Here is a 13,921-nt window from a genome sequence, read left to right as displayed (position 1 = left end):
CGTTGATGACTGTTTAATGAGCCAGAAACAGTGTCACGAGCTGGTCGAAACGGCTATTGGCGATCCAGCCAAGCAGTCCAAGAACGATGGCGGTCCCGCCAGCCGAATAGGCAAGTCGTTGCTTGATGGATTTGACGTCGGTACGCATTTCTTCCATGTCCCTTCGCAGGTACTTGAGGCGGGTTTCCAGCTCAATGACGCGAGGTTCCATATCAACTTCTCCATTGGATTTTTTGTTGTCTTTGAGGTCCGCCTGGTGGTTGGCCCGTTTCTCTGCGAGGGGTGCAACCGGAAGTACCGGTTTGAGGTGATGGCATTGCATGGCACGTCCTTGTGTTTGTCCTGCTGATCACTGAAAAAACTGGACATCAAAGTGTACTAATCACACTTTTTGGTCAATTGAGCCGATTCCTCACGTTTTGTAAGAAAAATCCCGCCTTTTAGGGCTCACCAGCACAGGACTGGAAATAATTCTGTTTCCCGAGACTTTTATCGGTTGTGTCGCGGTCAACATCTCTCACAGGCCATTCAATCCAGGGAGTGAAACCAATGAGCGAACGCAAGGCACTGCTGATTTTGCATGGCAAGCAGGCACTCAACGAGGAGGTTCGGGCGGCCGTTGAAAGCAAGCGGGAACAAGGGTGGGAGCTGGCTGTTCGGGTCACCTGGGAGGCCGGTGATGCGCAACGGCTGGTGGATGAGGCGCTGGAGGCCGGTTTTCGGCAGATTATTGCTGGCGGTGGTGACGGCACCTTGCGTGATATTGCCGAGGCCATGGCTGCGCATTCGACCCGGGCCAGTCTGGTGCTGATGCCTCTGGGAACCGCCAATGATTTTGCACGGGCTGCCGGTATTCCACTTGAGCCGGGACAGGCGCTGGATCTTCTGGAGACGGTACCCTGCGCCATCGATCTGGGTGAGGTCGACGGGCAGATTTTCTTGAACATGGCCACGGGCGGTTTTGGCAGTCAGGTCACCGCCAACACTTCCGAGGACCTGAAAAAAGTTCTCGGCGGCGCGGCCTATCTATTTACCGGTCTGTCACGCTTCAGCGAGTTGCACGCGGCTTATGGTGAGTTGCACGGGCCGGGTTTTCATTGGCGTGGTGAATTGTTGGCCTTGGGTATCGGTAACGGCAGGCAGGCGGGCGGAGGCCATGTGTTATGTCCGCAGGCGCTGGTCGATGACGGTTTGCTTGATATCAGCATTTTGCCGGCACCACAGGAATTGGTCGGTACCTTGAAAAATCTGCTGGCCGATGGCTTCGGCATCGACAACATGTTCGTCAGGGCTCGCCTGCCATGGGTCGAGATCAAGGCTTCGGAAGGTCTATGCATCAACCTCGATGGTGAGCCGCTGGAAGGTGACAGCCTGCGCTTTTCAGCGCGGCCCGCAGCGTTACGGGTGCATCTGCCTGAACAATCGCCGCTGCTGGGCGCGACCGTCAATCGTCCAGGCTGATGATTTGTTCACGCACGGCAAACAACACCAGGCCCGCCACATCGTAGATCTGCAGGCGCTTCATGATCTGCGAGCGATGGGTTTCGACTGTCTTGACGCTCAGACCCAGGCCGTTGGCGATTTCCCGAGTGGATTTTCCACGAACGATCAGGCGGAGGATTTCCAGCTGTCGGGCTGTCAGGTTGTGCGAGTCGGCTTCCGTCTGGCCTTTCTGGGTTCGGGTCAGCGCCTGGTTGATGACGGTATGGGCAATGGCCGGGCTCAAGTAGCGTTCGTTGTTGCGCAATGCTTCCAGCGCATGTTCCAGCTCAGTGGCCGTGGTGTCCTTGAGCAGATAGCCATGGGCACCGGACTCCAGCGCCTGCATGATCAGTTCAGGGTCGGTGTGCATCGACAGGATCAGCACCTTGCTTTGCGGGCGCACCCGCTTGAGCTGCTGCAAGGCTTCCAGTCCGCCGGTCTGCTTCATGGAAATATCCAGCAGCACGATATCGGGGGACAAATGCTCAACCATCGCGAGCAGTTGCGCACCGTCATTGGCCTCGCCAATGACCGCGTAGCCAGGAAGGTCCAGCACCAGGGCGCGCACGCCAGCCCTGATCAGCGAGTGGTCATCCACCAGAAGTAAGTTACAAGTCAATGCATAACCTTATTCGTACTGGCCCGCTCGAGCGCACGAGGTGCCCAGGGGAAGAGTGCTTCGATTTGAGTGCCTTTGCCTGGCTGGCTGGTCACCGTCAGTGTGCCGCCCAGTTGAGCGATCCGTTCTGACATCCCGGCCATTCCGCGCTGTCCTTCTCGACCAGGATCGGTCGCCGGCGCGAAACCAAGGCCATCGTCACTGATCAGCAGTTTCAGGCCTTGCGGCAAGCGTTGGAGGCAGACCAGCAGATTCTTGGCTTCGGCATGGCGCAATATATTGGTGACGGCTTCCTGGGTAATCCGAAAGGCCGCCACCGCCATTTCTTCGGGAATGCCAGTCAGGCGTTGATGGCATTCGAGGCTCCAGTGCACGGAAGTATTGCACAGCGTCTTGAGTAAATGCGCACGCAGGCTGGCTTCCAGTCCCAGGCTGGTCAACTGCCGGGGATTGAGGATGGCTGATACGTCGCGAACCTTGGCGAGGGTTTCGTCCAGCGTGTCGCAAAGCAGGGAACACTGTTCCTGCAGCTCCTCCGGCATACGGCGTTTGAGCCAGTCAGCCTGGAGTTTTGCCGCCGTCAGCAGCTGACCGATGTCGTCATGCAGTTCCCGGCTCAGTCGATGACGCTCGTTTTCCTGAACTTGCAACAAACGGTCGGCCAACTCCTGGGGTTGAAATTTGATCGATTTGCGCGACAGGCAATATTGCGCCCAGACGCAGCTCAGGGCGGCGATGTTGAGCACCAGCAAACTCAGTGGCAGATGAGAGGACAGGCTGTAGATCAACAGGCTGCCGAACGTCGAGCAGGTGCACAGAACAAGAGTGAACCGACTCGCATTTTCTCTGGAGGGTGGCCACTTGGCGATTGACTTGAGGCTGGCGTACATAGCGGATGGAGCCAATGGATGTTCGCTGCGGGCAGACCGGTCAGGCTGGCTGACAGGCCTATGTTTTGTAGTTTCAGGCATCGACTTCAACAGGGCGTGTTCTGAACAGAAAATCCAGTCTGGAACTTGATCGGGCTACCGCCGTTTGCAATCACGTTGCCATTATTTGACGCCAACTATTGGGCGGCATAATACCACTTAAGATACCGTTGGTCGCGTCCGCGATATATGTCCAGGGAGTCAGGAAACAAGGAGCCGGGCGATCGTTGCATACAGCAAAAAGTATGCTTTTTTGGTGGCGCAAGGAGGCCGTTTGTCTGTAGGTTTTTGTCATTTAATGTCAGGCAAAACCCTAGGCAGGACAGGCTATCGGCTGTCGAGAGGATGGGTTATTTATTTTGGGGTTGTCGCTAATAGATATGAATCAGCCAATTGCGACGTGTCTTTGCTCAAGTTAATGAACAGTCATGGGCAATAAAACACGAAATACGGGATGTTCTGTAGTTTAAGCCTGTCGTTCCGCATAGGTAATGACGGTAAATGGTTTGGTATTAACCGGTGGCCGGAACTGACTTTGTCCGACCTGAAAGGCGAACGCTTCAATCAGGGTGGTCTGTTCACTTTCATCAAGGCTGAGCTGGCCGGTTTTCTGGTCGATGAGTTCGAGTTGCCAGGCAATCAGCGTCAGGCAGTCTTTCAGCGCATTCAGGGCCTCGTCATGCAGATCCATGTGATTCTGCGCATGGTTCAGCAAGCCGTGAATGTGCAGCGAAAATTCCGAAACAGCGGCCAGTGCCAGGGCGTCGGCCTTGTTGGCCAGCTTGAGAAGGGTACTGAGCATGCAGTCGATCGCGTCCTTGTCATTGCTGATCAGTTGCAAATGACTCAGGCATTCCTCGGTTTTGGCCAGAAGTGTTTCAGCTTCGGCGAGAAACTCAGGGATCCGCTTTGCCCATTCATTGCGATTGTTCGGCATGCTTATCTCCACAACGTCATGACTAATGAGGGGATGTCGCGTGTGTCGACGAAGACGGTCAGTGTCCCGACGTAACCGTTTGGTCGTGGGATCGCGCTACGGCCGGCTTGGGTGCGGGCAGTAGAAGTCGAAAGGGTGGCTGGCCACTTACCTGCGATCGCACACAAAAGCCTGACTCCATTCATGCAATGAGAATGGCGTCACATTAATGGCTATTGGATATCGCGAATATCAGGTTGTACCTGATTGTTGCTCGGGGAATCCCTTAGGCAACGGAACCGAACGCGCAAGCTGTTGTCGCGTCGCGGAGTGTAGCAAATGAAATGACAACGCCAGTAAAGCATGATGTTAATGTGACATCAATGCCCGAGCGTGGCATTTTGCAAGGGTCAAGCTCCGGCAGAAACAGCCGATAACCCTCTACTAGTGAATTCATCAGAACAAGACCAGGAGTCTTTGAATGGCCGGCATTCTCGATACGGTAGACCAACGTACGCAACTGGTGGGTGAGAATCGGCTGGAAATTCTCATGTTTCGGCTGGCCGGACGGCAATTGTTTGCCATCAACGTCTTTAAAGTGCAGGAAGTCCTGCAACTGCCGAAGCTGACCCTGATGCCTCAGCGTCACCCGTTCGTTTGCGGTGTGGTCAACCTGCGTGGCCAGACCCTGCCGGTGATTGACCTGTCCCAGGCGATCGGCATGCGCCCGCTGGTGCCCGGCCCGAACAGTACGATTATCGTCACCGAATACAACCGTTCGGTACAGGCGTTCCTGGTAGGGGGAGTGGACCGGATCGTCAACATGAACTGGGAAGCCATTCTGCCGCCACCGACCAGCGCCGGGCGTCAGCATTACCTGACCGCCATCAGCAAGGTCGACGACCAGTTGGTAGAAATCATCGATGTTGAAAAAGTCCTGGCGGAAATCGTCCCTTACAGCGCCAAGGTGTCTCGGGAAAAACTCAACGATCCAGTGCTGGAACGTGCCCGGGGCCGAGAAGTGCTGTTGGTCGATGATTCGAACGTCGCCCTGGCGCAATTGCGCGACACCCTGGGTCAGTTGGGCGTGAAAATGCACATTGCCAGCGATGGCTTGAAGGCCTTGAACATGCTCAAGGCCTGGGCCGATACCGGCGTCAACATGACCGACAAGCTGCTGATGGTCTTCACCGACGCAGAAATGCCGGAAATGGACGGTTATCGCCTGACCACCGAAATCCGCAGCGATCCTCGCCTGCGTGGACTGTATGTGGTGCTGCACACCTCCCTGTCCGGCAGTTTCAACGACTCGATGGTCAAGAAGGTCGGCTGCGACAACTTCCTTTCCAAGTTCCAGCCGGACAAACTCGTCGACGTGGTGCGTGAGCGCCTGATGCTCGACGCCGTGCCGGCCTGACCATGCCCGGAAAACACCCTGCAGGCGCCGGCCAGCCGGTTCCTGCAGGTTGAGTCGTTGCGTGCTCAAGGGGCGCGCACTCCTTTCATCAGCCTTTGATTCAGCAATCAAGCTCGTATAGGGTGGCGTTTTTGCCTCCCAGGGAGCTGGTCATGCTGCGTCTGAGCGCGCTTTATCGTTATCCGTTGAAATCCGCCAAGGGTGAGAAGCTGCAGCAGGTCAGCCTGGACAAGCTGGGACTGGATGGAGATCGACGCTGGATGCTGGTGGATGAGGCCAGCGGGCGCTTCCTGACCCAACGTGCGGTGGCGCAGATGAGCCAATTGTCTGCGTTGTGGAATGCTGAAGGCGGCCTGACCCTCAGCGCCCCCGGCCACACAACGATCGATATCGCCTTGCCCGCAAGCGACGCCGAACTGCGTGGCGTCACCATCTGGCGCGACACCCTGCGTGTGCCCGATGCCGGCGACGAGGCGGGTGCGTGGGTCAGCCAATTCATTGGCAAGCCGACCCGCTTGGTGCAAGTGCCACTGGAGCGCGCGCGCATGACCGAGGCCGGCTACGGCAAGGACGACGATCAGGTGGCGTTCGCCGATGGGTATCCGCTGCTGCTGATCGGCCAGGCATCGCTGGAAGACCTGTCGCAAAAGGTCGGGCGTACCCTTGAAATGTTGCGTTTTCGGCCGAATCTGGTGATCGAAGGGAGCGAGGCGTATGCCGAGGATGGCTGGAAGCGCATTCGCATCGGCGATGTCGAGTTCCGGGTGGTCAAGTCGTGCTCACGCTGCATTTTGACCACCATCGATCCGCAAACCGGGGAGCGCAGCGCCGATCGCGAACCCTTGGCCACCCTGCAGAAGTACCGGTCCGAAGCCGATGGCGCGATGTTCGGCCAGAATCTGGTCAATGACGGCAATGGCCGTTTGGAAGTCGGCATGCCCGTGACCATCCTCGAGTAAAACCCTAACGAAAAATGCCCGTGTTTTTACGCACGGGCATTTTTTGTCGCTGTGCAACCGTGGGGTTAGCCGCGGTATTCGCACAGGTAAGCGGTCTCGACGGCCACTTTCACCTTGAACTTGCTGTTGGCCGGAACGTTGAACTGGTCGCCGGCGTTGAAGGTTTCCCATTCGGTGCTGTCCGGCAGCTGAATGGTCAATGCGCCGGAGATCACGTGCATGATTTCGCGCTGGCTGGTGCCGAAGTCGTAGTTGCCCGGAGCCATCACACCGATGGTCGCCTGACCTTCAGCGGCTTCAAAGGCGATCGACTTGACGCTGCCGTCGAAGTACTCGTTGACTTTAAACATGGGCGATTCCTCGAAAAGGGCTAAAAAGGGCCGGCCAGTATGCACAAGGCCCAAGGCCTAGTCACCTCTCTAAAGCGGAAGAACCAGTGGCAGGAGCCGTGCGGTATTGCGCGCATCTTCCAGCGCCCGGTGTTGCTGGCCGGTGAACTGCAAGCCCGCCAGTTGCAGGGCGCCATTGAGCCCCAGCGGGCGTTCCAGGCGCCGGGCCTTGGCAAAGCGCTGCTTGAGGTTCATGTGTTGCACCTTGGCCAACACGCTGTCGAGTTGCAGGCGCTGCCATTCCTGAAGCAGCTGTTTGCGATCGTAATCGCCCCAACTGACCCAGCCTTCAAGGTGTGTGTGATGCTGACCCAGCCAACGCTCGAAGAATGCCCAGACCTCGCCCAGAGGTTGCGCGGCATCGATGTTGGCCTGAGTTATGTGGGTCAGCTCCCGGCAAAACGGCGTCAGTAATGGACGTCGTGTCGGCTTGACGAAGCGCTGGAAGTGATCCACTTCCCGGCCCTTGCGGTCCACCAGGGTGGCACCGATTTCGATGATTTCCATTTCCGTGATGGGCCAGCCACCCTCATCGGTGGTGGCTTCCAGATCAATGACCAGCCAGTGAGGCATCGAAGGGTTCCTGGTATCCGCGTCCTGATAGGGCTTGAGCGTAGCCAAACCCGGCGGATCCGCCTAGCGGCTTATTCGACCTCCAACAGAATCTGCCGGTTTTTCACCTGATCGCCGACTTGCACCTGCAAGCGCTTGAGCACGCCGTCGATGCCCGACTTGAGCGGATGCTCCATCTTCATGGCCTCCAGCACCACCAGCAATTGGCCTTTGCTCACCAGGCTGCCCTCACTGACCAGGACATCGACAATCGCGCCATCCATCGGGGCCTTGAGGGTGCCGGAACTGACGCTGGCCTGGCTGCTGACCAACGCCTGGGTCCGGTCTGTCAGGCTCAGACTGCCTGGACGGGTGAACAGGCACAGTTGCCGGGCCTCCAGACGGTAGGCATGGCGTTTGCGAATACCGTCGATTTCCAGCGTGGCCCAGCGCCCATCGCACTCGATGATCTTCAGTTCGAGATGTCGGGTCTCGATCTGGATTCGATAGGCTTCGCCCGGCAACGCGTTGAGCTCCACCGACCACGCCTGATCATCCAGCCCGATTCGATAGTGCAGCGGCACACTGGCGTTGTTGCGCCAACCGGCCAGCGGGGGGCGATGAGACTGTGCCGAAGCCTGATAGAACAGCGCCGCGGCAATTGCCAGTTCTTCGGCGCTGGGCTCATGAGGGTGCAGGCTCGCGTGGTCAGCGAAATACTGAGCGATGAAGCCGGTGCTGAATTCGCCGCTGATGAATTGCTGATGGTCCAGCAGGCTGGCGAGCAAGCGCTGATTGCTCTGCACCCCCAGTAGCACCGTGTCCTGCACCGCCCGCAGCAATTTGCGCCGGGCTTCTTCGCGGGTGCTGCCATGGGCGATGATCTTGCCCAGCATCGGGTCATAGAAAGGGCTGATCTGTTGGCCTTCGAGCAGGCCGTGGTCGATCCGCACGGCATGTTGAACTGCAGGTTCCCAAGCCTCGACGTGTCCGGTTTGCGGCAGAAATCCCTGGGCCGGATCTTCGGCATACAGTCGTACTTCCATCGCATGGCCGTTGAGTTGCACCTGCTCCTGACGCAGTGGCAATGGCTGCCCCTCGGCGACAGTCAGTTGCCAGGCCACCAGATCGAGCCCGGTAATCAGCTCCGTCACCGGATGCTCCACCTGCAGCCGCGTGTTCATTTCCAGAAAGTAAAACTGCCCACGCGCATCCAGCAGAAACTCCACGGTGCCGGCACCGACGTAGTTCACCGCGCGCCCCGCCTTGAGCGCCGCTTCGCCCATGGCCTGACGCAGCTCGGCGGTCATGACCGGGCAGGGGGCTTCCTCGATGACCTTCTGATGGCGGCGCTGGATCGAACAATCCCGTTCGCCCAGGTAGATCAGGTTGCCGTGCTGGTCGCCGAACAGTTGAACCTCGACATGCCGTGGTTCGATCAGGGCCTGTTCGAGGATCAGTTCGTCGCTGCCAAAACCGTGCAGCGCTTCGGAGCGTGCGGTGCGAATCGATTCCAGCAGGTCGCTGGCGCTATGTACCAGGCGCATGCCGCGTCCGCCACCGCCCGCACTGGCCTTGATCATCAGCGGATAGCCGATGCGTTCGGCTTCGCGGCTCAGGCTTGCGTCGTCCTGTTCGGCACCTTGATAGCCTTTGATGCACGGCACACCGGCCTCGAGCATGGCGAGCTTCGACAGGCGTTTGCTGCCCATCAACTCAATCGCCTCGGGGCTGGGGCCGATGAAGGTAATCCCGGCGTGCTGGCAGGCGAGGGCGAAGCCGGCGTTTTCCGAGAGAAAACCGTAGCCGGGATGGATCGCATCCGCGCCGGTGCGCCGGGCGGCCTCAATGATTGCCGGAATGTTCAGATAAGACTGTTGCACCGCAGCCGGGCCGATGTTCACCGCTTCGTCGGCCATCCGCACGTGCAGCGCATCGGCGTCGGCATCGCTGAACACGGCGACGGTGCGGTAGCCCAGAGCCTGGGCAGTACGCTGGATGCGGCAGGCGATTTCACCGCGATTGGCGATGAGGATTTTCTTGAGTCCGGGCATGGGGTGTTTTCCTGTTTTTGCGATGAATGTGATGGCCTCATCGCGGGCAAGCCTTGCTCCAGGTTTAGCGTCGATCACAAATTCATGACCCTCACAGTACCTGTGGGAGCTGGCTTGCCAGCGATGCTTTCAAGAAGCCCACCCCGGTTTACGCTTTTGCACAAAGGCCATCGTTCCCTCGATACCTTCGGCCCCTGTCACCGCCTCGCTGAACCACTGTGCGGCTTCGTTCAGCAGCTCATCCGAGGGCTGTGCAGCACTTGCCAGCAACAGCTTTTTGGTCGCCGCATTCGCCCCCGGCGCACAACACAGCACATGGGCCAACACCTCATCGAGGCGTTCGGCGAGCGCCTGCGGATCGTGCTCGACAAAATGCACCAGCCCCATCCGCCGTGCCTGGGTCCCATCGAATCGCGCCGCCGTCAGGGCCAGCCGCCGGGCCTGAGTCAAACCGATGCGCTGGACCACGAACGGCGCGATCTGCGCCGGCAGCAGACCGAGGCTGGTTTCCGGCAGGCCGAATTGCGCCTGATGATCGGCCAGGGCGATGTCACTGACGCAGGCCAGACCGAAACCACCGCCCAGCACGGCGCCTTGCAGCACCGTGATCACCACTTGCGGCGCCTGTTGCACCTCTTGCAGAAGGGCACCGAACAACCGGTTCAAGTCGCGGTGAGCGTCGGGACCCCGGGCGCGGGCATTGGCCATGTCCTTGATGTCGCCGCCTGCGCAGAAATGCCCGCCGGCGCCGGCAATGACCAGGGCGCGGGTCGTCCGGTCATCGTGCACCGCCGCCAGCACCGCGCGCAGTTCAGTGACCATCTGCAAACTCATGGCGTTGCGGCTGTCCGGGCGATTGAGGGTGATGTGCAGGACGCCGTTATGCGGCTCCAGCAGCAAGGTCTGGCAAACCGGCAAGGTGTTCATTTCTTTTTCCCCGGCAGGATGCCCATGAGTTTGCAGATGATCCCCAGCATGATTTCGTCGGCCCCGCCGCCGATCGACACCAGCCGCACATCGCGATAGGCACGGGCCACCGGGTTGTCCCACATGAAGCCCATGCCACCCCAGTATTGCAGGCAACTGTCGCTGACTTCGCGGCCCAGCCGGCCGGCCTTGAGCTTGGCCATGGACGCCAGGCGAGTGACGTCATGCCCCTTGATGTATTGCTCGGTGGCCTGATAGACCAACGCTCGCAGGCATTCGATTTCGGTTTGCAGTTCGGCCAGACGAAAGTGAATGACCTGGTTGTCGATCAATGCACTGCCGAAGGTCTTGCGCTCCTTGCAGTACTCGATCGTGCTGTCGACGCAGTACTCCAGCCCCTTGATCATGTTCGCCGCGCCGAACAGGCGTTCCTCCTGGAACTGCAGCATCTGCATCATGAACCCGGCGCCTTCATGGCCGATGCGGTTGCGTTGCGGCACGCGCACGTTGTCGAAAAACACCTGGGCGGTTTCCGAGCTGCGCATGCCGAGTTTGTCCAGGTGCGAGCTGAGACTGATCCCCGGCGTGTTCATCGGCACCATGATCAGCGATTTGTTGATGTGCGGTTTGTCGTCCGACGTGTTGGCCAGCAAACAGATGAAATCGGCGCACGGCGAATTGGTGATCCACATCTTGCTGCCGTTGATCACGTAATCGTCGCCGTCTTTGCGCGCAGTGGTCTTCAACCCGGCCACGTCGGAACCGGCGCCGACTTCCGAGACACCGATGCAGCCGACCTGCTCGCCGCTGATCGCCGGGCGGAGGAATTCGTCGCGCAATTCATCGGAGCCGAAACGCGCCAGGGCCGGAGTGCACATGTCGGTCTGCACGCCGATGGACATCGGAATGCCGCCGCAATGAATGGTGCCGAACTCTTCGGCGGCGACGATCGAGTAGCTGTAGTCCAGGCCCATGCCGCCGAATTTTTCCGGTTTGGAAATCCCCAGCAGGCCAAGGTCGCCAGCCTTGCGGAAGATTTCGTGGATCGGAAAGCGTCCGGCCTTTTCCCAAGCTTCGACGTGGGGATTGATTTCGTTGTCGACGAATTGGCGGACGGTACGGCGCAGGGCTTCGTGTTCCTGGGTGAAGATCATTCTTGTTGTTCTCCTGATCGCCCTAGAAGCGGGCTACACCAAAACTGTTGGACTGCAGCGGCCGTACCTCGGCCTCGTGACAGATATCCAGCAAGTAACCGAGCAAGGTCCGGGTGTCGCGTGGATCGATCAGGCCGTCGTCCCATAGGTTGGCGCTGCCATAGAGCGCCGTGGACTGACTGTCGAGTTTCTGCGCGGTCACCTGTTCCAGCATGTCGAGCATTTTCGGATCGGGCACCAGGCCGTCCTTGGCCTGTTTGGCCTCGGTAACGATACGCAGCACTTTGCCAGCCTGGGCACCGCCCATCACCGCCGTGCGGCTGTTGGGCCAGGCGAAGATAAAGCGTGGGTCGAGGCCGCGGCCGCACATCGCATAGTTGCCGGCACCATAGGAACCGCCGACGACGATCGTCAGTTTCGGCACCCGGGCATTGGCCACCGCTTGAATCATCTTGGCGCCATGCTTGATCACGCCTTGCTGCTCCGATTCGGTGCCGACCATGAACCCCGTGGTGTTATGGAAAAACAGCAGTGGCGTCTGGCTCTGGTCGCACAGCTGGATGAACTGCGCCGCCTTGCTCGCACCCTGGGGCGTGATCGGGCCGTTGTTGCCGATGAAACCACAGGCGCGGCCCTGGATTTTCAGTTGGCCGCAAACGGTTTGCTGGTCGAACTCGCCCTTGAACTCGAGGAAGTTCGAACCGTCGGCGATGCGCGCGATGATCTCGCGGACGTCGTAGGGTTTTTTCGGGTCATCCGGGATCAGGCCGAGCAGTTCGTCGACGGGGTAGAGCGGCTCTTCCCAGTGACGTTCCGGTAGCACAGGCAACCGGTCGTTCCACGGCAAGAGGCTGACGATTTCGCGCACCTGACGCACCGCGTCGGCATCGTTTTCCGCCAGGTATTCAGCGGTGCCGGCCACTTGCGCGTGCATCTCGGCACCGCCCAGCGCTTCGTCGGTCGCCACTTCACCGGTCGCCGCCTTGAGCAGCGGCGGGCCAGCGAGAAACAGTTTGGCTTTGCCGCGCACCACCACCACGTAATCCGACAATCCCGGTTGATAAGCACCGCCCGCCGTGGCCGAGCCGTGCACCACGGTGATCTGTGGCAGACCCATGGCCGACATCCGCGCCTGATTGGCAAAGCTGCGCGCGCCTTCGACGAAAATCTCTGCTGCGTAGTTGAGGTTGGCGCCCCCGCTTTCGGCGAGGGTGATGACCGGCAGTTTGTTTTCCATGGCGATCTGTTGCAGGCGCAGGGATTTTTTCAAACCACTGGGGGAAATGGTCCCGCCCTTGATCGCACTGTTGTTCGCCACCACCAGGGTGCGCACGCCCGACACGTAGCCGATGCCGGCGATCAGGCCGCCACCGGCCGAGCTGCCGTCCTTGTCATCGTGCAGTTTGTAACCGGCCAGGCTCGCCAGTTCGAGGAACGGCGCGCCGGGGTCCAACAGCAGATTGAGGCGTTCGCGGGGCAGCAATTGTCCGCGCTTGTCGAATTTGGGCTTGGCCTCGTTTGCCTTGTTCAACAGGTTCTGTTCGAGTTCGCGGACCTGCTCGATACCCGCCAGCATGGCCGCGCGATTACGGGCGAACTGTTCGCGGTGGGGATCGAGTTGCGACTGAATCTCCGGCATGGGTTATTCCTTATCCTTGAGCACGTCAGGAAGGTATGCACGGTGGAAGCCGTTGTACGACTCGCTGTTGGTCGCCTTGTGAATCGGCCACGCGCGGCCGCCGAGGCTGGCGGCGCCATCGATGCGCAGGGTGCTGCCACTGATGAACGCCGCCGCCGGGCTGAGCAGGAAAACGATGGCCGCGCTGACTTCCGACTCGGTACCGATCCGCTTGAGCGGCACGTGTTCGCGCAAGGTCGGGATCACCGCCTTGAACGCACCTTCGTAGGTGTCCATGCCACTGGACGCGATCCAGCCCGGCGCCACGGCGTTGACCCGCACCCCGGCATAACCCCATTCGAACGCAGCGGTCTTGGTCAGGTTATCCATGCCCGAGCGTGCCGCGCCCGAGTGGCCCATGCCCGGCATGCCGCCCCACATGTCGGCAAGCATGTTGACGATGGCGCCGCCGTGCTTGCTCATGGACTGGTTGAACACTTCCCGGGCCATCAGGAAACCGCCGACCAGATTGGTGCGCATCACCGTTTCGAAACCCCTCTGATTGATCGACGCCAATGGCGACGGGTATTGCCCACCGGCATTGTTGACCAGGCCATGGATCGGGCCGTGCTTGCGAATCAGTTCGCCAACCAGGTGCGTCACCGCATCTTCCTCGCGAATATCGCAGGTGCTCCAGTCGGCCTTGCCACCGTCTTCGGCAATCTCGGCAGCAACGGCTTTCAATTTGTCAGCCTTGCGTCCGACCAGCAGCACGTGCGCGCCAAGGGCTGCCAGTTCGTGGGCGGTGCAACGGCCAATGCCACTGCCACCACCGGTGACGATGATGGTTTTGCCTGCAAACAAATCGGCTTTGAAAATCGAATCGTAGGCCATGGTGGCAGCCC

At 59.5% G+C, this 13,921-nt stretch carries 14 protein-coding genes; 3 read left to right on the top strand and 11 right to left on the bottom strand.

Annotated features, from left to right (window positions below; genetic code table 11):
• Positions 1-13: 13 nt before the first annotated feature.
• Positions 14-322 carry a hypothetical protein gene (locus F7R06_RS24445; RefSeq protein WP_090318178.1) on the bottom strand — a complete coding sequence of 103 codons (309 nt, stop codon included), beginning with the start codon at positions 320-322 and terminating at the stop codon, positions 14-16.
• Positions 323-549: 227 nt separating this feature from the next.
• On the opposite strand from F7R06_RS24445, the gene yegS reads away from it, so the two are divergent.
• Positions 550-1,461 (top strand): lipid kinase YegS, encoded by a 912-nt coding sequence (gene yegS / locus F7R06_RS24440; RefSeq protein WP_090318180.1) that lies wholly within the window; start codon positions 550-552, stop codon positions 1,459-1,461.
• Here the strand turns inward: yegS and F7R06_RS24435 are convergent.
• The 3 genes from F7R06_RS24435 to F7R06_RS24425 all read right to left on the bottom strand — a co-directional run bounded on the left by F7R06_RS24435 (position 1,445) and on the right by F7R06_RS24425 (position 3,967).
• Complete coding sequence (locus F7R06_RS24435; protein ID WP_090318183.1) at positions 1,445-2,101, bottom strand: response regulator; 657 nt, start codon at positions 2,099-2,101, stop codon at positions 1,445-1,447. The two genes, yegS and F7R06_RS24435, sit on opposite strands and share 17 nt — an antisense overlap.
• Positions 2,098-2,991: a sensor histidine kinase gene (locus F7R06_RS24430; RefSeq protein ID WP_090318186.1), complete on the bottom strand. Its 894-nt coding sequence runs from the start codon at positions 2,989-2,991 to the stop codon at positions 2,098-2,100. The genes F7R06_RS24435 and F7R06_RS24430 overlap by 4 nt, the downstream gene beginning before the upstream one ends.
• A 505-nt stretch (positions 2,992-3,496) precedes the next feature.
• Complete coding sequence (locus F7R06_RS24425) at positions 3,497-3,967, bottom strand: hypothetical protein (protein ID WP_090318189.1); 471 nt, start codon at positions 3,965-3,967, stop codon at positions 3,497-3,499.
• Between the two features lie 460 nt (positions 3,968-4,427).
• Between F7R06_RS24425 and F7R06_RS24420 the strand changes: the two genes are divergently transcribed.
• Both F7R06_RS24420 and F7R06_RS24415 read left to right on the top strand, forming a co-directional pair.
• Entirely contained in the window at positions 4,428-5,363 is a 936-nt protein-coding gene (locus tag F7R06_RS24420; protein ID WP_090318193.1) for a chemotaxis protein CheV, read from the top strand.
• Between the two features lie 152 nt (positions 5,364-5,515).
• On the top strand, positions 5,516-6,322 hold the full coding sequence (locus tag F7R06_RS24415) for an MOSC domain-containing protein (protein ID WP_090318196.1): 807 nt from the start codon (positions 5,516-5,518) through the stop codon (positions 6,320-6,322).
• Between the two features lie 65 nt (positions 6,323-6,387).
• Here the strand turns inward: F7R06_RS24415 and ppnP are convergent, their stop codons facing one another.
• From ppnP to F7R06_RS24380, 7 genes are all read right to left on the bottom strand, one after another.
• Positions 6,388-6,672, bottom strand: a complete 285-nt coding sequence (ppnP, locus tag F7R06_RS24410; RefSeq protein ID WP_090318201.1) for a pyrimidine/purine nucleoside phosphorylase — start codon at positions 6,670-6,672, stop codon at positions 6,388-6,390.
• Between the two features lie 69 nt (positions 6,673-6,741).
• A complete protein-coding gene (locus tag F7R06_RS24405) occupies positions 6,742-7,284 on the bottom strand; it encodes a 3'-5' exonuclease (RefSeq protein WP_090318204.1) in 543 nt (180 codons plus the stop codon).
• A 71-nt stretch (positions 7,285-7,355) separates the two neighbouring features.
• Positions 7,356-9,317 carry an acetyl/propionyl/methylcrotonyl-CoA carboxylase subunit alpha gene (locus F7R06_RS24400; protein WP_090318207.1) on the bottom strand — a complete coding sequence of 654 codons (1,962 nt, stop codon included), beginning with the start codon at positions 9,315-9,317 and terminating at the stop codon, positions 7,356-7,358.
• A gap of 129 nt (positions 9,318-9,446) precedes the next feature.
• A complete protein-coding gene (locus F7R06_RS24395) occupies positions 9,447-10,244 on the bottom strand; it encodes an enoyl-CoA hydratase/isomerase family protein (RefSeq protein ID WP_090318209.1) in 798 nt (265 codons plus the stop codon).
• Positions 10,241-11,398 (bottom strand): citronellyl-CoA dehydrogenase, encoded by a 1,158-nt coding sequence (gene atuD, locus F7R06_RS24390; protein ID WP_090318212.1) that lies wholly within the window; start codon positions 11,396-11,398, stop codon positions 10,241-10,243. The genes F7R06_RS24395 and atuD overlap by 4 nt, the downstream gene beginning before the upstream one ends.
• 22 nt (positions 11,399-11,420) lie before the next feature.
• Positions 11,421-13,037 (bottom strand): geranyl-CoA carboxylase subunit beta, encoded by a 1,617-nt coding sequence (atuC, locus tag F7R06_RS24385; RefSeq protein WP_090318215.1) that lies wholly within the window; start codon positions 13,035-13,037, stop codon positions 11,421-11,423.
• 3 nt (positions 13,038-13,040) lie between these two features.
• Entirely contained in the window at positions 13,041-13,910 is an 870-nt protein-coding gene (locus F7R06_RS24380; RefSeq protein WP_090318218.1) for an SDR family oxidoreductase, read from the bottom strand.
• Positions 13,911-13,921 lie beyond the last annotated feature (11 nt).

This window comes from Pseudomonas moorei, from assembly GCF_008801475.1.
GTDB lineage: Bacteria > Pseudomonadota > Gammaproteobacteria > Pseudomonadales > Pseudomonadaceae > Aquipseudomonas > Aquipseudomonas moorei.
Note: the sequence above shows the minus strand (reverse complement) of the source record. Positions and strands in the feature narration are given on the sequence as shown.